Origin of the sequence: Streptomyces sp. NPDC000075, from assembly GCF_040301925.1 — a bacterium.
Lineage (GTDB): Bacteria > Actinomycetota > Actinomycetes > Streptomycetales > Streptomycetaceae > Streptomyces > Streptomyces polychromogenes.
The window spans coordinates 230,745-247,592 of record NZ_JBEPFL010000009.1 but is presented as its reverse complement, the minus strand read 5'-3'; the positions used below and the strand labels follow the sequence as shown (position 1 = coordinate 247,592).

The window sequence follows — 16,848 nt, the reverse complement described above, 5'->3', positions numbered from 1 at the left end:
CTGGCGCCTTTCTCCCGCCCCCTGGTCAAGCTGCTGGAAAGCAGGGGCTTTGAGGTGGACGGGAACTTCTCGTGCCGGGCGTTGGACACCATGGCACCGTTCAAACTGGTCGGCGGTATCCGGAAGCAGCGGCCTGACGACCGTGACCTGGCTGCCGCGCGGGCGTTCGCCGCGCGGCTGCGGGACGGGCAAAGGCCGGTTTCCTGAAGCGTGCCGCCCCTGGGGGTGCTGTCCTTTGATCAGCTACGCCGGAACTGTTGGGGGCCGCAGTTTTGTGCCTGGCTTCCCGGGACGGCCCTCGGCGCTGGCACCTGGCGTCGGCCTTCCCGTCCGAGCTGGGACGGGGGTGCTGTTCACCCGCGCGCGGCGGTGTCCATGCCAGGTGTCAGGATCGGCCCGATGACAGGGGCTGCGCTGACACGGAGGCGGTCCGTGCGCGGTGGGCCGACTCCAGCTGCTCAGATTGCGTCCAGTGCTGTGCGCTCGGCGCGGCGCAGCCAGTCGGTGTACCAGCGAGCGAAGGTCATTGGAGTCCCGTCCTCGCTCCGAAGGGGGGCCAGGTCAGCCTCGTCCGCACGATCGTCGGTCCATATCGTGCCTCGATGCTCGCCGCTGATCACCAGCCAGTTACGCAGGGCGCAGCCGCGGTGGGAGATGACAATGGCGCCGACGGTGCGATCAGGGTTGAACATGACAGCGTCCCAGCGTTCGTCCCACGCCTCGATGGCGTCGTCGAACTCTTCGATTTCGTCGAAGTCCTCTTCCTCGGGGCACTGGGCCGCCAGTTCCTCCAGCAGCTGCGGGTCCGGACCCTGCTCGGGAAACGGCTCGGCAAGCCGGGAAAGATCTGCCAGCTGGGCACCGTCGCCCTCCCACCGCCAGCGGCCTTGCACTCGCCGCACCGGGAACACCCCATAGGCGGGCCCAGCGCCACCCGCGCCGACACACAGGAGGAAGGTTCGGAAGTCCTCCGGCAGCGTCACCTTCATTTGGGCCTCGAGCTCTGCGAGCTCGGCGTGGCTGAGCGGCTGCTCCAGAACCCATGTGTGCCCCAAGGCCCCGAACACGTCGTTGCTCGCGGGGGACGTCCCCAAAGCCTCGACCCGTTGACGGATGCCCGCCCACTGCTGATCAGTCATGAGCAAAAGGTAGGTGCCGCCACTGACATTGACGTCGACGGGGCCTCCTGGAGGCCAGGTGGGGCCAATTCAAACCGTTCCTACCCGGGGCCAGACGAAGCCGTCACAGCGGAGCCAAAGAAGACCGTCCTAGACACCGGCCGCATGTCCATGCCATCGATGTCATAGTCTGACGTTGTGTGGACAACGCTTGCGCCGCTCATCGGCGTCCTGCTCGGCGGGCTCATGTCGATACTGACCCAGCGCTTGGCAGGACACGCCTTGGAACGCGGCGAGGCGCGCCGCAGTGCTCGTGAACTTGCCGAGGCGCGCCGTAACGAGCGTCTCACCCACCTCATCGAATTTCTGTCTGCGGTGCAGGAAGCAGAACGAGTCGCGGTGGATCGGCATCACCACAACCTGGCTGACGAGCAGTGGCAGGCCCGGGCGCGGCAGGTCCTTGACAAGGTGTGGGTGACGCAGAAGACGATCCACGTACTGTGCGCGCCCGAGGTCGGCGAAGCGGCACGCAGCCTCGCCTGGGCAGTCCAGGAGGTGATCAGAAAGGGCCCCGAAGACCCGGAAGATCCGCAGGACGAGAAGGTCTGGGCGCACATACATCCGAGCCGACAGGCATTCCTTGATCTCGTGCGCGACCAGCTGAGTTGAACCCCGGGCGGGATTCAGCGGTTGTCGTGAGCGGCCCGGGACAAGCAGCACCACCTCCGGCCCTCCATTGTGCGGCGAGCGTCCTCTACTTCGCCACCTTCTCGAGGGACGCAAGGCCGGCCTTGGGGCAGTAGGCGTGTATGTCCACGTACCAGCAGGACGCCATCGAATAGCCCCCTGGCCCATCGACAAGCTGATCACGATCACTTCGGAGTGACGCGTCTAGGTGTGGAGGCGGCTGTTGTGGCTGTCGTGGTCGCCGGCGGTTTCGTCGTTGAACCAGTAGTCGCCTGCGCCCAGGCACCGGAAGGTGTAGGTGCTTCCGCCCGGCAGCTGGACTGTCGCGGCGCGTTTGCCGTCTTTGCGAGGCGTGAGGTTGTGGGTGCCAGGCTGCCAGTCGTTGAAGTCGCCCACCACGCTGACGGGGCCGGGCGGGTTGTCGGCGGGCAGGATGAAGGTGACCTCGGTGTGTGTCTTGCGCAGGGTGCGTTCCAGCAGAGGCGTGCTCCTGATCAGCCGGGCGGGAAGGCACCCGGCCATGCGTGGGCGGCCGGGGCGGGGGAGGGTGGCGATGATGGTTTTGCCGCCGTTGTGGAAGCGCACGAAGGTGGTGGGGGCGAGGGTCTTGGCCACGCGCCAGCCGAAGCCGCCGGGCGCGTGAGGCGAGGGCGGCCGCGCGCGGGGCTGGCGCGTGGAGCGGTCGGATACCTCGATGATGACCTGGCCGTCCCGGACGGTGACCCGCAAGCCGGTGAGGCCTCCCGCGTGCCGCAGCGCGTTGGAGACGAGCTCGCTCACCACCACCAACACGTCCGAGACCAGGACTTCGGACAGGTCGTGCCCGGCGAGGATACGGCGGGCGGCCTCCCGTGCCTGTCCGCAGCTCATCTCGGCCGGGAGACCCGTCCTGCCCGGTCGAGGCCTCATAGGAGGCGATTGCCCCGGCCCTGGCGAGAGATTCCGGCTGTCCTCCATCGGTGGTTCAGGGGGAGAGGGCGAGCGCCCTGGTCAGCTCCATCACCCGTCGCAGATGGTGGGGGAGCGGGCCCTGAAGGAACACTGAGCGGGTGTTGCCGAGCCGGACCAGGGCGCTGAGGAAGCTGGAGTCGGCGAACGCCACCCGCGCCACGTCCACCACCAGAAGATCGGCTGGGGCGTCCTCGTCGCAGTCTTCCCTCAGCACGCCGATGGTGTCCGTATCGAACTCGCCGGAGCAGACGACCAACCTGCTCACCGCCGACGTCGGCATCGGACCAGCTGGACGTTCGTCACCAACCACGCCCGGATCCTCGCCGTGATCCTCAAGGATCCGGAGAAGCGGTTGCGGGACGGGGCCGAGACGTGCCGGATCACCGAGCGGGCGGCCCCGGTCATCGTCACGGACCTGGAGAGCGCCGGATATCTCACCCGGGTGCGCAGCTGCCGCCGCACCCTCTACGAGGTCAGGCCCGGGACCCTCTTCCGCCACCCCGCCGAGGGCGGCCGCGAGGTCGCGGACCTTCTCCACCTGCTGGCCGGCCTGACCCTGCGGGCCGCGACGGCCGGACAACCCTCCCCGGACGACGGTGACCCACGTCAGCGCGGTCCGAGCGGCTGATCCGCGCACCGCGCCGCACCCCCACCCGGCAAGGCCTCATCCCAGCTTTGGGACGCGGAGGGAGAAGGCCATGACCTCTCAGCCCGAACACGTCGCCGTGGTCTTCGAACCAGACCCCGAGCGGGCCCTGGCCCGGGTGAGCGGCGCGATCGGCATGGACGAAGCTCCCGCCCTGCGTGAGGAGCTCACCGTGGCCCTCCCGGCCACCCGCGCCGGCCCCGCCATCGACCTGACCGGCGCCACCTTCTGCGACAGCTCAGGGCTGCACCTCCTGTTGGACGTGAACCAGCTGGCCGTCCAGGCCGGCAACACCATCGTCCTGACCGCGCTCAGCAGCCCGGTGGCCCGCCTGCTGCACCTGTCCGGGATCGAACGTGTGCTCACCGTCCACGCCCCTGTCCTGTGGGTGAAGCACCGCCGCTACGGGCCAACCGCGCACCTCACCCCCATCGGCCAGCTCAACGAGACCACCCGATGGGCTCTGGACGAGGTACAGGCCGTCCTCAAGGACGTCGACGTGGTGGCCTGCGACATGCAGGAGCTGACGCTCCTCGATGTGACGGGCCTGAATGCGCTGATCGACTTCGCGCGCCGGCTGAACGAGAACGGGATCGTGTTCTTCGTCTACAACGGGCAGCCCCAGCCGCGCGGGCTACTGGACCTGATTGAGCCGAGGCACGAGAGTTGACACCAAGGCGGGTGTGTTGTCACTCGGGGACGTCTGCTGGCGATGGCGGCGGGCTGGGCCGACGCCCGCCTGCGCAGGCCAGGACTTCTGTCGCCGAGGAGTTCAGGAAGATCGTGAACACGGACGACCTGTCCGCAGAGTCAATGACACCGGTACGGACAAGCTCTTCCCCCGCCTGCCGCAGGATGTCGACAGAGGCGGCAAGACCCTCGATCGTGTGGCCGCGCCGAGCAGCTGAGCGGATTCGAAGCCCGAACACCCCCGCGTGCCGGTTGGCAGGGACCAGATCGTCCCAGACGACGAAGGCACCGCCGGCCATCAAGGCATCACGGGCAGGTCCGCATGCCGCGGTCTGTTCCCGAAGCATGGCGCTAAGGTCCTCGCGGGTCACGCTGTGCGCCGGTGCCTGTACGACCCAGTCATCGCCCACGTGTGACACCTGCAGCGCCTCTCTGGCAACAGTCCGACTGCTTCGATCTGCTTCCTTCGCAGGCTATCTGGTGCCGACGGTGACGACTTTCGAGCCTCGGCACACTGATCTATGAGCAGTATCCGCGGGCCGAGCGGCCCACCCGGCTGCTGCGCCGGCTCCAGGACTTCGCCGCCGCCGCCCGGACGGCCGGAGCGGCCAAAGCCGCCGAGTCCCGGGCCGGGCCGGGATCCGGCCGTGCCAGGCCCGGGCGGACGTACGGCTGAGTTCCCGTGGCCACCCAGCGGGCGAGCAGGACCGCCGCGGTGACAGCGGCCGCGGCGAGGGCGTGCAGCCGGGGTGGGTGGCCACGAAGTCCTCCGATCAGAGGCAGGTGCAGATGCCGGGCCGTCCTGCCAGCCCCGGTACGGCGGGGGACGGTTCAGCCGGGCCAGGTTCCGGTCAGGCGTTGGGTGGTGACGGCTCCTGCCCGGTCGATGGCGGCTTAGACGACGGCGAAGATCGCGCCTTGCAGGGCCGCGGCGAGGAGGACCTCTTTCCAGGTGCGGTGCTCGTCGGTGGCGTCCGGGGCGTCGTCTTCGTGGCCGAGGATCTTCCATGCCTGCTTGAAGGCCAGGCCTGCGGCCATGCCGCTGACGGCGCCGAGGGCGAGTCCGACCGGCTTGTAGGCGATCTTGGATGCCTTCACTTGTGCCTCCGGCTACGGCGCAGGAACAGGAAGATCGCCAGCGCCGCGGCAGCGGCCAGCAGCGGAGTGCGGTTGCTCCGTGCCAGGCCGGCGGCCGAGGCGGCCTTCTCCCGCACGGGGTCCGGGGTCTTCTCGGCGATCAGGTGCCTGGCGTGGGCCGCGCCTTCGCGGACCTGGGATGCGGCGTGGGCTGCTTTGTCGAGGACCGGGTCGGGGGTCTTGTCCTTGATCAGTTCGGTGGCCTGGCTGGCCTTGTCCCGGAGCTGGCCGGTCAGGAGCGCGGCCTGCTCCTTGACCTCGGCGGCCTTCGCCTTGGTCTGCGCCTTGACGTCGGCCTTGCCGGCCAGCGCCTCGACGGTCTGGCCGAGCTGGTCGCGGGTGTGCGCGACCTGCTCTCGCAGCTGCTCGGGGGTCGGCTCGTCGGCCTGGGGCTGGTCGTTCATCGGTGGGCTTTCTCCTTGATCTCGGCCACATCGGCCTTGACGCTGTCGATGGTCTTCTCAGGGGCGGGAGAGCCGGCCCGGGCGACCTGCTTCTTGCCGGCCAACCCCAGCAGCGCGGCCACCGCGGCAAGTGCGGCGCAGATGATCAGGGCCGATGCCCACAGCGGCAGGACGAGGGCCAGAGCCGCGATCGCGGCGGCGACCAGGGCCTGGGCGGCCAGGACGCCGACAAGGCCGGCGCCCCCGAACAGACCCCCGCCCAACCCGTACCGCTTGCCCTTCTGGGCCATCTCCGCGCGGGCCAGCTGCATCTCTTCCCGGACCAGCTCCGAGATCTGCCGCGATGCCCGCGTCACGAGCTCGCCCACCGGCGCGTCGCTGCCGTGGCTTGCCTTGGCGCTCATCGAGCTCTTCACCTTCCTTCACTGGGCAGGGTTGCCGGGGCGCGTATACCCTCCCGCCCGCCGGTCATCCACCAGGGTGCGTGTGGTCATGGCCGGCAGCGGATCAGGAGTCGGGGTGCCGTACGGTGCCGGTGCCGTACGGACCAGGGCCGCGGCCGCGCCGCCGATCACGGCACCCGCCGCCACGTCGGAGGGGTAGGGCGCTGCTGTGGACCCGCTCGACGGCCACCAGCACGGTGGGGACCGTGCACGTGGCTCCGGCCCATGGCCAGAGCGGCGCAACGGCGGCGGTGTGCCCGGATCCCGTTCGACAGCACCTCGGCGACCGCCATCGCCAGCACCCCGGCGGCCGCAGCCCTGCGGCCCCTCCAGCCGCCAGCGGCCGCCATGAGCACGGCGGCGGCCCACCACACCTTCGTGTGCTCCGCCGCTGCCTCGACGGTCGGCGACAGCCTGCGCGCCGCCGCGGAATCCCAGGCCGCGATGCGCCGCGTCAGCCGGTGGTCACGGTCCTGCGACCCGGCCAGCACCCTCATGCCCCGCAAGTCCCCTCAGGCGGCCGCTGGCGCTCAGTCCAGGCGATGGCGGTCTTCCTCGCTCCACTCCCGGGTGTCCCGCGGCTCGACGTAGGGCTCCTCCTCCGCGGGGTGCCCACCCGCGATCGCGCGCTGACGCACCATCTCGGCGTCGAACTCCAAACCCAGCAGCACGGCCAGGTTGGTGATCCACAACCACACCAGGAAGATGATCACGCCCGCGAGGGTGCCGTACGTCTTGTTGTACGAGCCGAAGTTCGCGACGTAGAACGCGAAGCCGGCCGAGGTGATCATCCAGATCACCAACGCCAGGACGCTGCCGGGGGTCACCCACCGGAACCCGCGGCCCTTGGCGTTCGGCGCGGCCCAGTACAGCAGCGCGATCATGATGGTGACCAGGAGCAGCAGGACGGGCCACTTCGCGATCGACCACACCGTCATAGCGGTGTCGCCCACCCCCAGCGCGGAACCCGCCTGGCGGGCCAGAGTGCCGGTGAACACCACGATCAGTGCGCTGGCCACGGCGAGGACCATGAGTACTGCGGTCAGCCCGACGCGCAGCGGCAGGACCTTCCACACGGGCCGGCCCTCGGGCATGTCGTAGACGGCGTTCGAGGCGCGGATGAACGCGGCCACATACCCGGAGGCCGACCAGACCGCGACCAGGATGCCCACGATCGCCAGCAACGAGCCGGCACCGGCGTTGCCCTGCAGCTGCTCCACCGCCTTGCTGATCACGTCTCGGGCCGCGCCGGGGGTGAGTTTTCGCAGGTTGTCCAGAACCTGCTTCGTCGCTGAGTCGCCCGCGATGCCCAGCAGCGACACGAGGACCAGCAGGGCGGGGAAGAGGGCGAGGACCCCGTAGTACGTCAGCGCCGCGGCCCGGTCTGCCAGCTCGTCGTCCTTGAACTCCTTCAGCGTCCCGCGCAGTACCGCCTTCCAGGACCGCTTGGGCAGCTCGGAAAGCCGGTCAGGCTCCCGCTCCTCCACCTGCCGGCCCGGGCCCGCGGCCTGCTCTGCCGGCTGCCGCCCGTCTTCGGGCTCCGGTCGCTTCTCGGGTGTCATAGACGGCGCATTTCCATTCCGGCCGCGCTCATGCCGCTCGCGCCGCACCAGCAGCGCACCGGCGTTCGCGCGTCGGCACCGACTCAGCCCCTCGACGCCGGCGGAGGAGTGTGAGGCACCCACCGGCTTCGATTCGGGGGAGCCGCGTTGGCGGAGGTGGACGGAGAGGATGGCCATGGCGGCCACCGCGAGGAGTTCGGACCGCCAGTTCTGCGGGGTCCGGCTCCAGAAGCCGAGGCGAGTACGACCAACCGACTCAACAGCGCGGCCCTCTGCTCACCAGTCGATCTCTCCGTCCTCGTCTACGGAGGGATGGGCGACGGAGTCGAGCCGGTCGCTCCGATCGTGGTGTTCCATGGCCTCGGCCACCGCGTGGAGCCAGGTTCCAAGGCTCGGCCACCCCAGGAAGTAGGCGTGGTCGGCGTGCGGGGCGCGCCCGAGATGGTCCTGCCACAAGCCCAGGCCCGCGTCGATGAAGTGCTCATCGCCATGGCCGCCTGCGAAGGGGATCCACTGCGTTCCCCACCACGGAGTCTCCTGTTCGTCTGGGTCGTCCTCGCCCTCCCAGATCTGCATGCGCCTCTGTCTCACGTCGGCGATTGCGTCCGTGGAGTACAGCGGGCCGCACGGCAGGATGCCGAGACAGGACGAATCCCCGTCGTGGCATAGCAGTGATGCGCGCAGGTCGGTGGGAAGACGTACGCCCAACGCGACTTCGAGCTGGTCGATGGCGTGTGGCGACGACGGAGGAGCAAGCTCTGCGAGTCGAGCGGGCGCATGCCGGGCCAGCCACGTGTCGATGCGCTGCCAGGAGGTGGCAACGGGCGGAATCACCGGCGCGATGCCGATAAGAGGCGGCTCGATCATGAGCCGAAGCATCTCACCCAGGGCCAGCCGCAGGCTGAGAGGTGCGGGTTAGGGGGTGCTTCTCATGTGCCTGGGCGGGCTGATAGACAAGGAACAAGCTGAGGCCGACTGTGACCCGTCCGGAGGCGAGGACCTGGGCGTACGTTCCGGGGCCCGTAGGCAGCCGGGGCCACCGCGAGTGAGTCCGCGGCCGTCTCGGCCGGCCCTGCGCCTCATTGGAGGTCGTCCTCAATGGCGGCTCGGCTGACCACTGGGCCCCGCAGAGGCTTCTTGGCATCATCGCGGCATGACCCCGACCCTTCCCCGCACCGTCCGAGCCGTCGACACCGATCAACTCCTGGACCTGGCCCAGGAGGCCGCCATGCACGGCTTCAGCCAGCGGCTCCCGGTCGACTGGCTACGAGAGCATCTGGCCGCAGAGGCGACGCACTACCTGTTCCCGACGCTGGTGCAGCGGCTCACGCACCGTCCTGACGTACCGCTGCAGTGGAGGTGCCAGCAACTGCTGACCGTCGGTACTGGCGAACAGATCTGGGGTCTCCTCGACGTCCTTCCCGATACCTTCGACAAGATCCCGGAGACCTTGGACACGGAGTCCAAGAAGGAGATCGTCAACCGCATCGAGCACGCAGTGAAGGTGCGTGAGTGGATGGAACGGACAGCCTCCGACACAAGCTCATGAGGTCCGGCCGACGCAGTCGGCCGGTCAGTCTGCGGAAATGACACCGATCTGAGGCAGCCGCCGACCGACACATCGTGAGACTGAAGAAAGAACTCCAGGTCACAGCGTCGGCGCATGACACCGAAATGCGTACACAGCCGCGCATCACACGCCTCGGCGGTCTGGAGGTCGCCAGGCCCTGCGTGGCGGCGGGCCTCCCACGGAACTGCCGCACCACTTCCCCCACTGAACGACATCGCCCCGACGGCCGGCGATCCCAGCCGCGCGCTCGGTGCCGCATCTGCTGGGGGACGTGGTGCAGCCGGCCGGCCATCTGCTGCGGCGACCGGCTCAGCGCCGGCTTCTCCTCCACGACGGCGCGCAGGGCCGGCAGCCGGCAGAGGCCGGCACGCCCGCCCCGGGCAGACCGCCTGTCCCGGCACGCGCCCCCTGAACGTGCCCGGTCCCCGTCCGGGCGGGCGGTAGGCGCTGGAGAGGCCGGCGTGCACGGCGGCTCAGGAACCGAGCAGTCCGCGCGCCGCCAGTTCCGGGGTCACCCCTTCGCCGAACCAGTACGCCTCCTCCAGATGCGGATAGCCCGAAAGGACGAAGTTCTCGATCCCGAGCGCGTGGTACTCATCGATCCGGTCGGCCACGTCCGCGTGGCTGCCGACCAGGGCCGTACCCGCGCCGCCGCGGACCAGCCCGACCCCGGCCCACAGGTTCGGGGAGATCTCCAGGCCGTCCCGCGATCCGCCGTGCAGGGCCAGCATCCGCTGCTGCCCCACCGACTCGCTCGCGCCCAGCAGCGTCTGCGCCCTCGTGATGTCCGCGTCCGACAGGTCCCCGAGCAGCCGGTCCGCCGCGCCCCAGGCCTCCTTCGCCGAGTCGCGCGAGATGGTGTGCAGCCGGATTCCGAAGCGGACCGTCCGCCCGCGCTCCTCGGCCAGCGAGCGGATCCAGTCGATCTTCTCCTTCACCTGCTGAGGCGGCTCGCCCCAGGTCAGGTACACGTCGGCGTGCTCGGCGGCGACCGGGCCCGCTGCTGCCGAGGACCCGCCGAAGAAGATCTCCGGCAGCGGATCGGGCGGCAGCGCGGTCAGCCCCCCGTCGATCCGGTAGTGCTCGCCGTGGAAGTCGAACGGTTCCCCGCGCCAGGCCCCCCGAACGACCGACAGGAACTCGGCGGTGCGCTCGTAGCGGCGGTCGTGGTCGAGGTGGTCCCCGAAGCGCCGCTGCTCCGCGGAGTCGCCGCCCGTCACCACGTTGAGCAGAAGCCGGCCGCGGGTGATGCGCTGGTAGGTCGAGGCCATCTGGGCCGCCAGCGTCGGCGAGATGACCCCGGGCCGGAACGCCACCAGGAACTTCAGCCGCTCGGTGTGCTGCGCGAGCGCCACGGTGGTCAGCCAGGCGTCCTCGCACCAGGTCCCCGTCGGGGTCAGCACCGCCTCGAAGCCGAGCCGTTCGGCGGCCTTCGCGATCTGCGCGAGGTACTCGATGTCCGGCTCACGAACCCCGGGCGCCGCGGTGTTGTGCGCGTAGGCGTGCCGGTCCACCAGGGTGCGGCCGTCGCCGCCCGTGGGCAGGAACCAGTGCAGACGGACCGTCATCAGGAGTCCTTCCCGTAGGTGCGCGGGGCGGTGGTGGAGGGCGGCAGGTCGCCGTTGAAGCGGGTGTCGACGACGTCCTTGAAGACGACCTTGCCCGGGATCAGCTTCAACTCGGTGAAGGTGTCGGCGATCTTCTGCTCGGAGGCGACGGCCGCGTCGTCCACGGCGACCGGCACGCGGGTGCCGTTGCTGCGCTTGACCGCGTCGAAGGCCACCTCGTACGGCAGGCCGGTCTCCTTCGACCAGACCTTCGCCCACTCCTCCGGGTGCTTGAACACCCAGTCCTGGGCGCGCCGGACGCGTGCCAGGTAGTCGCCGATGGCCTTGGACTTGGCCTGGTCCTCCAGGGCGGAGGGCGCCGCGACCTGGAACCCGAGGCCGTTGACGACACCCTCGCCCGAGGTGAGGACGCGGGCGCCGGTCCGCAGCACCTGGGAGGTGTACGGATCCCAGACCGCCCAGGCGTCGACACTGCCGCTGTTGAAGGCGGCCAGCGCGTCGGCGGGCTGGAGGAAGTTGATCGTCACGTCCGTGGGCTTCAGGCCGGCCTGCTCCAGGCTCGCGATGAGCTGGAAGTGGGCGGAACTGCCCTGCGCCACCGCGATCTTCTTGCCGCGCAGCTCGGCGGCGGACTGGAGCGTGGAGCCCTTCGGTACGAGGAGCGCCTCACCCGAGGAGGAGCCGTGCGTGGCCGCCACGACGGCGATCTTCGACTTGGCGGCCGCGGCGAACACCGGCGGGGTGTTGCCCACGCCGCCGATGTCCACGGCCTTGGCGTTGACGGCTTCCAGCAGCGGCGGACCGGAGGTGAAGGTGGACCACTTGATGGTGTAGTCGAGGTTCTCCAGCTCGCCGGCGGCTTTCAGCAGCGACTCGAATCCGCCCTTCTGGTCCCCGACGCTGAGCGTGACCTTCGTGGTGCTCTTGGCGTCCCCGGCGGAGGCCGGGCCGCTGTCGGCCGCGGAGTTCCCGCCGCAGGCGGTCAGGACCAGGGACAGCGGGACCAGGGCGGCGAGCAGGGGCAGGGAATGGCGTGTCATGTCGCTTCTCTTCGTTCTCTTGACGGGGTGAAAGATCTTCTGGACGGGGACGGGGACGGGTTCTTTGGGCCACGGCCCTACGGGCGCCGGCCCTTGGGGCAACAGGACTCAGACGACGCCGAGTTCGGTGAGCAGCCGGGCGCGCAACGCCGCGAAGCCCGGGTCACCGACCTCGCGCGGCCGCTCCAGCGGGACCTGCGTGTCGTAGGCGATCCGTCCCCCGTCCATCACCAGCACGCGGTCGGCCAGCAGCACGGCCTCGTCCACGTCGTGCGTGACGAGCAGCACCGCGCAGCCGCGCCGCTGCCACAGCCGGGCCACCAGCTGCTGGGCCTTGATCCGGGTGAGGGCGTCGAGGGCGCCGAACGGCTCGTCCAGCAGCAGCAGATCGGGTTCGCGCACCAGCGCCCGGGCCAGGGACGCCCGCTGGGCCTCGCCGCCGGACAGGGTCTTGGGCCAGGCGTCCGTACGGTGCTCCAGCCCGACCTCGGCCAGGGCCACCTCGGCGCGTTCGCGTCCCGGCTTGCCGGGCAGCCCGAGCAGAACGTTGCGCCAGACGCGCTTCCAGGGCATCAGCCGGGGCGCCTGGAAGGCCACGGCCCGCCGCTCCGGTACGCGGACATCGCCCTCGATCTCCCGGTCCAGGCCGGCGAGTACGCGCAGCAGGGTGGACTTGCCGCAGCCGCTGCGCCCGAGGAGCACGGTGAACTCGCCGGTCCGCAGGGTCAGATCGAGCCCGTCGATGACGGCCCGCCCGTCGAAGGACCGGGTCAGAGCGGTGACCCGGACGGCGGTGCCGGCGTCCATGGCCGCGGGGGAAGTGGCGGCTACTGCCCCGTGAACGTCGGTCGCCATTGCAGCAGCAGCCTTTCGAGAGTGCGGACGACGAGGTCGGTGGCCAGGCCGAGGAAGGCGTAGACGACGAGGCACACGACGATCACATCGGTGCGGAAGAACTCCCGCGCCTGGTTCATGAGGAAGCCGATACCGGCGTCGGCGTTGATGGACTCCCCGAACACCAGCGCCAGCCACGCGGTCGCGAGGGAGTAGCGCAGGCCGGTCATGAAGCCCGGGAGCGCCCCCGGCAGCACCACGTGCCGCACCAGACCCCAACGGCCGAGGCCCAGTACCTGGCCCGCCTCGATCAGCTGCTCGTCCACCCCGCGGATCCCCGCGTACACGTTGAGGTACAGGTGGAAGGCCGTGCCGAGGGCGATCAGCGCGACCTTGGGGGCCTCCCCGATGCCCATCCAGATGATGAACAGGGGAATCAGGCCGACCCACGGCACCGTGCGCAGCATCTGCACGCTCGCGTCGATGAGGTCCTCGCCGAGCCGGGACAGTCCGGACAGCAGCGCGAGGACCGTCCCCGCCGTGCCGCCTACGACCAGCCCGATCGCGACGCGTTGCAAGGACACGGCCATCGCCCCGGGAAGCGTCCCGTCGCCGATCAGGTCCGCCCCCGTGGAGGCGATGGTCGACGGCGGCGCGAGGGTGTCGGCCGGCAGCCACCCCAGGGTGCTGGCCAGCTGCCACAGCGCGAGCAGCAGCAGGGGCCCGGTCGTCCTGCGGATCCAGCGGGGTACGGTACGCCGCCGGGCGGAGGACGGCTTGACCGCCACCAGGGCGGGGGAGTGCGGGGGTGAAAGGTCGGATGCCGGTGTGGCGGATACTTCCGGTGGCGCGTGGCCGATGGTCATGGAGGCTCCACGAAGACAGGGTGCGGAGGCAGGGGCACGCACCGCCCTGGCAGACCTCGCCCCGGTGTGGAGGCGGGCAGGGAGGATCTTCAGGGCGGGTTCAGGCGCGCGCGGGCATGCCGGGGGAGAGCGCGGAGCGCTCGTGCCGCGTCAAAGGCGGAGCGGCGTCAGGAAGAGGGCGTCAGCAGCCGCAGCAACAGGCGGCGGAAGCCACCCGCAGCAGGTCGATGTGACCGCGCGTGGTGAGCATGACTGAACGCAACATGCGGCGAAACCTAGCCATCCGGCCGGGCGCGGGTCAATGGCGTCTCGCACACTGGACTGGCCGTCCCTGATACCGGGCGCCACGGGGCGCGCAGGCCGGAAGAGAAGGCCCGGAAGGGACGACTGAGGCCTGTCGGGCAATTGATCTTGTGGCACGGCGAGGTGAGCTGACGCAATGGCTTGGCCCTGGCACAGCTTCTGCGAGCCAGGCGCCGCCGTTGGGGGCCTGGCACGGGCTGGCCACGCCGGCACCGGGGAGGCGTGCGGCTGTCCGGCCCGCCTGTTTCCGTAACCGGCCGGCATCACACGGTGACGCCTGCCGAACGACAGCGGCGTCGCCATGCCCGTGTGCGGCAACGCGACGCCGGCTCGGCACGGGCCCGAGCGCCACCAGGAGCACGCCGCCGACCGACCGTTACGCCGACGCCCTGTTCGGCCTGCACCTCTACACCCGGGCCCTGATCGCCTGCTCCTTTCCTCCAGGGCCTCGCCTGGAAGACGCCACCGGCTACCGGTTTCACCGACCTCGGCCACTGAGGTCCTGCGCCGCCGCCCCGGCCGGCGGGACGCGCGAAGGCCCCGCCCCTGTGACCGCGGGCGGGGTCTTCGTCATGCCGTGCTCGCGGGGCCGTCAGGGAGCGGCGACGTAGACGACCTGGCTGACGGCGTTCTCGAACTGCGGTGCGCCGGTGTAGGTCGCACGCCAGTAACCCGCCCCTGCCTGCGGGGCGGTGGTGGAGAAGGCGTAGCCCTCACCGTTCCACCTGGCGTTCGGCACGGTGGCGACAGTGGTCCAGCCGCCCTTGCCGGTGGCGGAGTACTGGATGTTCACCGGGATCGTGCCCGGCGTCCAGTTGCCGTCGAACCTCATGCTGCCGCCGACCTCCACGGTCGCGGCATCGGAGCGGGTCGCGGTGAGGGACCGGAACGCAGCGGGCTGCACGACCATGATGTCGACGTTCGCCTGGGCGTCGGCCAGGAACAGGTCGTCGCTGTGCCAGCCGACCGCGATCGAGAAGTTGCCCCAGAGCGGCTGGGTCGCCGGGAAGAGCGCGTTGCCGGCGGCGTCCGTGGTGCGCTGGACGAAGTCGCCGAAAGAGTTGGAGCCCAGCGTTTTGCCGGCCAGCGGCTGCCAGCCGGTGGGCGAGTTCCAGAGCAGGGTGGCGCTGGTCGAGTTCACCGTGCCCTTGAACGGGACCTTCCGCTCGCTCGGGGTCTCGACGATCTTGGTGGCGGTCTTCTTCACCGTGATCGGGAAGGCCTTCGAGGAGGACTGGTTGTAGAAGACGTGGTTCGGGTCGTACTGGAAGGCCGCCTCGATGCTGTTCTGGTATTGGTCGGTGACCGGGAGCGTGGCGGAGAAGCTGCCGTCCGCTGCCGTCGTCACCTCCGCGTACTCCATGTACGAGCTGACCGCCACGGTCAGCCCGCCCATCGGGGTGATGGTGCCGGAACCCGGCCACTGGCCCATCAGGTGACCGCTGATGGTGACGCTGCGGTGCTGGTAGTCGACCGTGGTGCGGTCGACCTTCGTGTCGTTGAGGTTTGTCTGCACGGCGTAGTAGAAATAGCCCACGCCGGCGGCGGAAAGAGTGGCGCCGCCCTCGTCGGAGGCCGACACGTCGATGCGGTAGCTGCCCAGGTTCGGCAACTGGACGCGCCCGCGGTTCTTCCACGTACCGTTCTCGGCGGTGCCGGAGGTCAGCTCGAAGTTCCCCACCGTGGCCACGGTCTGCTGGGTTTCCATCGAGTACAGGCTGACCTTGACGTTCTTGACGGCGCTCGGCGCGGTCAAGGACAGGACGATCTTGCCGTTGTTGGTCCAGTCGTTGTGGGCCTCCTGGACCGTGATGCCGGTGCCTCCGCCGTCCGCGTGCGCGGCCGTGGCGCTTCACTTGACGGTCGTAACAGCCACGCCCTTGATGCTCACCCTGCAGCCGAGGCCCACGACGTACCGTTCACCGATCAAGGATCGCGTCATCCCTGCACCCCCAGGTGCCGACCCCGCCCGCGTCGCGGGGCGGGCAGATCCTAGCCGGGCTGCCGCGGCGCGAACACCGGCTCGCAGTCCGCAGGGCGTACTTCGGTGCTCCCCTGTGTAGTGCAGCGGCGCACCATGATCCCGGCAACGACGGCGACATACCCCCCACTACATCGACGCATCCGCCCCTCCTCGGCGCGTTTGCGGACCGCGTCAAGGGGCCCGGATCGACCGCCTCGCCCCGTGAGCGACGCGCCGCGCGACCACATGCGTTTCCGGCTGCCCCAGTTCTGGCCTCGGAGGGTCGTAAGGCTGCGGTGCCGACTGGGTCCTCTGCGATAGTGATCTCCACGTAACCGAGTGGGTACAGAAAGTGAGGTTCCGTGTCCAAGGTGAAGCTGAACACCAATCAGGGTGACATCGTCCTGGAGCTCGCCGCCGAGAAGGCCCCGGTGACGGTCGAGAACTTCGTTCAGTACGTCAGAGACGGCCACTACAACGGCACGATCTTCCACCGGGTCATCCGCGGCTTCATGGTGCAGGGCGGAGGCTTCGAGCCAGGTATGCGGGAGAAGAAGACGCGTGCCGCCATCAAGAACGAGGCGGACAACGGGCTGAAGAACGAAAACTACACGGTGGCGATGGCCCGGACCATGGAGCCGCACTCGGCCACGGCCCAGTTCTTCATCAACGTCGCGGACAACCACATGCTCAACCACAGCGGCAAGAACCTGCAGGGCTGGGGCTACACCGTCTTCGGTGAGGTGATCGAGGGGCACCAGGTCGTCGACGCGATCGCGGGCGTCAGTACCGCCTCCAAGGCCGGACACCAGGATGTCCCCAGGGAGGATGTCATCCTCGAGAAGGCTGAGATCATCGAATAGCCGACGCACCCCGACCACGTCCCGATGCCTGTGGCAGGGGTGCCGGGGGACCGGCTCTGGGACGGGTCCGAAGACCTACGCCGCCTGCATCCTCCTGGGCGGTAACGCCGGCGTCGTCAAGAACTGCACTCTCTCCAACGGCTGACACCCGCCCTGAGCGAGCCACACGCAGCGGGAACAAGAAGAAGGGCCGCCACGAGGTG

The 16,848-nt window shown here is 69.7% G+C and carries 19 protein-coding genes and 3 pseudogenes; 6 read left to right on the top strand and 16 right to left on the bottom strand.

Annotation, left to right across the window (positions count from 1 at the left end):
• Positions 1–207, top strand: a pseudogene (locus tag ABT403_RS14225) (flavodoxin); the annotation flags it as partial.
• Between the two features lie 251 nt (positions 208–458).
• On the opposite strand, the gene ABT403_RS14220 reads toward ABT403_RS14225, so the two are convergent.
• Positions 459–1,139: an SMI1/KNR4 family protein gene (locus tag ABT403_RS14220; RefSeq protein ID WP_344152055.1), complete on the bottom strand. Its 681-nt coding sequence runs from the start codon at positions 1,137–1,139 to the stop codon at positions 459–461.
• Between the two features lie 177 nt (positions 1,140–1,316).
• On the opposite strand from ABT403_RS14220, the gene ABT403_RS14215 reads away from it, so the two are divergent.
• On the top strand, positions 1,317–1,787 hold the full coding sequence (locus ABT403_RS14215; RefSeq protein WP_344152052.1) for a hypothetical protein: 471 nt from the start codon (positions 1,317–1,319) through the stop codon (positions 1,785–1,787).
• A gap of 222 nt (positions 1,788–2,009) precedes the next feature.
• On the opposite strand, the gene ABT403_RS14210 is transcribed toward ABT403_RS14215, so the two are convergent.
• Both ABT403_RS14210 and ABT403_RS14205 read right to left on the bottom strand, forming a co-directional pair.
• The gene (locus ABT403_RS14210; RefSeq protein WP_344152049.1) at positions 2,010–2,675 is read right to left on the bottom strand and encodes an ATP-binding protein; all 666 of its coding nucleotides are present in this window, start codon (positions 2,673–2,675) and stop codon (positions 2,010–2,012) included.
• Positions 2,676–2,769: 94 nt separating this feature from the next.
• Entirely contained in the window at positions 2,770–3,021 is a 252-nt protein-coding gene (locus tag ABT403_RS14205; RefSeq protein WP_344152046.1) for an STAS domain-containing protein, read from the bottom strand.
• A 60-nt stretch (positions 3,022–3,081) separates the two neighbouring features.
• On the opposite strand from ABT403_RS14205, the gene ABT403_RS14200 reads away from it, so the two are divergent.
• Positions 3,082–3,384: an AsnC family transcriptional regulator gene (locus ABT403_RS14200; protein WP_344152043.1), complete on the top strand. Its 303-nt coding sequence runs from the start codon at positions 3,082–3,084 to the stop codon at positions 3,382–3,384.
• A gap of 70 nt (positions 3,385–3,454) precedes the next feature.
• Positions 3,455–4,072 (top strand): STAS domain-containing protein, encoded by a 618-nt coding sequence (locus tag ABT403_RS14195; protein ID WP_344152040.1) that lies wholly within the window; start codon positions 3,455–3,457, stop codon positions 4,070–4,072.
• A gap of 19 nt (positions 4,073–4,091) precedes the next feature.
• Here the strand turns inward: ABT403_RS14195 and ABT403_RS14190 are convergent, their stop codons facing one another.
• From ABT403_RS14190 to ABT403_RS14160, 7 genes and pseudogenes are all read right to left on the bottom strand, one after another.
• Entirely contained in the window at positions 4,092–4,502 is a 411-nt protein-coding gene (locus tag ABT403_RS14190) for a hypothetical protein (RefSeq protein ID WP_344152037.1), read from the bottom strand.
• 421 nt (positions 4,503–4,923) lie between these two features.
• A pseudogene (locus ABT403_RS14185) lies at positions 4,924–5,190 on the bottom strand (DUF4235 domain-containing protein).
• A complete protein-coding gene (locus tag ABT403_RS14180) occupies positions 5,187–5,633 on the bottom strand; it encodes a DUF3618 domain-containing protein (RefSeq protein WP_344152034.1) in 447 nt (148 codons plus the stop codon). Before ABT403_RS14180 ends, ABT403_RS14185 begins: the two are co-directional and overlap by 4 nt.
• Complete coding sequence (locus ABT403_RS14175) at positions 5,630–6,037, bottom strand: phage holin family protein (RefSeq protein WP_344152031.1); 408 nt, start codon at positions 6,035–6,037, stop codon at positions 5,630–5,632. Before ABT403_RS14175 ends, ABT403_RS14180 begins: the two co-directional genes overlap by 4 nt.
• Before the next feature lie 569 nt (positions 6,038–6,606).
• Positions 6,607–7,638: a YihY/virulence factor BrkB family protein gene (locus ABT403_RS14170; protein ID WP_344152028.1), complete on the bottom strand. Its 1,032-nt coding sequence runs from the start codon at positions 7,636–7,638 to the stop codon at positions 6,607–6,609.
• A gap of 108 nt (positions 7,639–7,746) precedes the next feature.
• Positions 7,747–7,857 (bottom strand): annotated as a pseudogene (locus tag ABT403_RS14165) (DUF6766 family protein); the annotation flags it as partial.
• A 57-nt stretch (positions 7,858–7,914) separates the two neighbouring features.
• Positions 7,915–8,505 carry an SMI1/KNR4 family protein gene (locus ABT403_RS14160; RefSeq protein WP_344152025.1) on the bottom strand — a complete coding sequence of 197 codons (591 nt, stop codon included), beginning with the start codon at positions 8,503–8,505 and terminating at the stop codon, positions 7,915–7,917.
• Positions 8,506–8,791: 286 nt separating this feature from the next.
• On the opposite strand from ABT403_RS14160, the gene ABT403_RS14155 reads away from it, so the two are divergent.
• Positions 8,792–9,187, top strand: coding sequence for a hypothetical protein (locus tag ABT403_RS14155; RefSeq protein ID WP_344152022.1), 396 nt, complete (start codon positions 8,792–8,794; stop codon positions 9,185–9,187).
• A 494-nt stretch (positions 9,188–9,681) separates the two neighbouring features.
• Here the strand turns inward: ABT403_RS14155 and ABT403_RS14150 are convergent, their stop codons facing one another.
• From ABT403_RS14150 to ABT403_RS14125, 6 genes are all read right to left on the bottom strand, one after another.
• A complete protein-coding gene (locus tag ABT403_RS14150; protein WP_344152019.1) occupies positions 9,682–10,776 on the bottom strand; it encodes an LLM class flavin-dependent oxidoreductase in 1,095 nt (364 codons plus the stop codon).
• Positions 10,776–11,816 (bottom strand): ABC transporter substrate-binding protein, encoded by a 1,041-nt coding sequence (locus ABT403_RS14145; protein WP_344152016.1) that lies wholly within the window; start codon positions 11,814–11,816, stop codon positions 10,776–10,778. The genes ABT403_RS14150 and ABT403_RS14145 overlap by 1 nt, the downstream gene beginning before the upstream one ends.
• Positions 11,817–11,924: 108 nt before the next feature.
• Complete coding sequence (locus ABT403_RS14140) at positions 11,925–12,671, bottom strand: ABC transporter ATP-binding protein (protein ID WP_344152013.1); 747 nt, start codon at positions 12,669–12,671, stop codon at positions 11,925–11,927.
• On the bottom strand, positions 12,644–13,516 hold the full coding sequence (locus tag ABT403_RS14135; protein ID WP_344152010.1) for an ABC transporter permease: 873 nt from the start codon (positions 13,514–13,516) through the stop codon (positions 12,644–12,646). Before ABT403_RS14135 ends, ABT403_RS14140 begins: the two co-directional genes overlap by 28 nt.
• A 181-nt stretch (positions 13,517–13,697) precedes the next feature.
• On the bottom strand, positions 13,698–13,781 hold the full coding sequence (locus tag ABT403_RS14130; RefSeq protein ID WP_344152082.1) for a putative leader peptide: 84 nt from the start codon (positions 13,779–13,781) through the stop codon (positions 13,698–13,700).
• Positions 13,782–14,411: 630 nt separating this feature from the next.
• Entirely contained in the window at positions 14,412–15,575 is a 1,164-nt protein-coding gene (locus ABT403_RS14125; RefSeq protein ID WP_344152007.1) for a hypothetical protein, read from the bottom strand.
• 569 nt (positions 15,576–16,144) lie between these two features.
• Here ABT403_RS14125 and ABT403_RS14120 point away from each other — a divergent pair.
• Positions 16,145–16,645 (top strand): peptidylprolyl isomerase, encoded by a 501-nt coding sequence (locus ABT403_RS14120; protein ID WP_344152004.1) that lies wholly within the window; start codon positions 16,145–16,147, stop codon positions 16,643–16,645.
• Positions 16,646–16,848: the final 203 nt, after the last annotated feature.